Origin of the sequence: Halobacillus sp. BBL2006, from assembly GCF_000786645.1 — a bacterium.
GTDB lineage: Bacteria > Bacillota > Bacilli > Bacillales > Halobacillaceae > Halobacillus.
Window position 1 is genome coordinate 1 of the sequence record NZ_JRNX01000769.1, and the last position, 1,155, is coordinate 1,155.

A 1,155-nucleotide genomic window follows, 5' to 3' on the forward strand; every position below is an offset into this window, starting at 1 on the left:
TCATCGTTGTTTTCTTTTATATTTTCCGCAAATCCTTCTTTAATGATCCAACAACGGTAAACGTATGGATCGGTCTGGTTGTGATTCTCCCAATAATCATTATTGGAATGATCATTGCCGCCATTTATTAGTTCGTGATCAGATGAGACAGTACTAATAGATTTAGATGAACCAAAATGATCAGGCCAGTCGAGCAGCCTGATCGTTTCTAATACCTGAATTTCTCTTCGACAAGCGGCATTGAGGATGGCACTTGAACAATCTCCTCTTCGGGCAGTCGGAAAGCCGTCAGACTTCCCCCAAATACACATCCCGTATCAATGTTCACCGTTTTATTGACGAAGCGGGGTTCTCTCGTCGGTGTATGACCATACACGATCCAGCGATCCCCGGTGTAATGCTGGGCCCAGTCACGTCTTACAGGGCGTCCGTCCGGAAGCTTTTCACCTGTAATATCTCCATACAACACAAACGTCTTAATGCGTTTGTTCCGGTTTCCGATGTCTTCTCCCTTTATCCCGGCATGAGCAACCACGGCATTGACTTCTGGGATCACGTGGTAAAGGGGAGATTCATCTACTAATGTGAGAAATTCCTCTTTTACGATCTCTTGTTGATCGGCAGGAAGTTCCCTGAATTCAGCCGTCGTCGTTTCTAGTCCGTGCGTTTCTTGAACAGGATTACCTTGGAAAAAGCGGTAAAGCTTATCACAGTGGTTTCCCGGAACGTAAAGCGCCATCTTTTTTTCAATGACTAATCGATACGCAAGCCGAATGCATGCGATGGAGGCTGGTCCGCGGTCAGCCAGGTCACCAACAAAGACAGGTGTCCGTTTGTCGGGATGATAGGGTAAGCCATCTTTCCATTCATAACCCATCTGCGTAAATAGAGCTTCCAGTTCTGGAAGGCATCCATGGATATCCCCAATAATATCAACTTTCATATTAATTCCTCCTATAAAAAAGGCAATTTATAATCTTGCTTTAAAGCTCTTGATTGTTGAAGGCACAGTTTTGAGATAATGGCTGTTTCCGTTGCCTTGGATAGAGAAGGGAGGGCCAGGAAATCACTCGCTTTCCGTGGGCGGGCGCTGAGCCTCCTCAGGCTTCGCCTTCCGGGGTCTCACCTGTCCCTTTGAATCCCACAGGAGTCTCG

General features: G+C 46.5%; 1 protein-coding gene. It reads right to left on the reverse strand.

Features of this window, described 5'->3' with window-relative positions:
* Positions 1–208: 208 nt before the first annotated feature.
* A complete protein-coding gene (gene prpE, locus LD39_RS19475; RefSeq protein WP_035552195.1) occupies positions 209–943 on the reverse strand; it encodes a bis(5'-nucleosyl)-tetraphosphatase PrpE in 735 nt (244 codons plus the stop codon).
* Positions 944–1,155: the final 212 nt, after the last annotated feature.

What these genes read in the sequence shown, in the direction of transcription:
- prpE (WP_035552195.1), bottom strand. Translation starts at nt 943, where the DNA reads ATGAAAGTTGATATTATTGGGGATATCCATGGATGCCTTCCAGAACTG.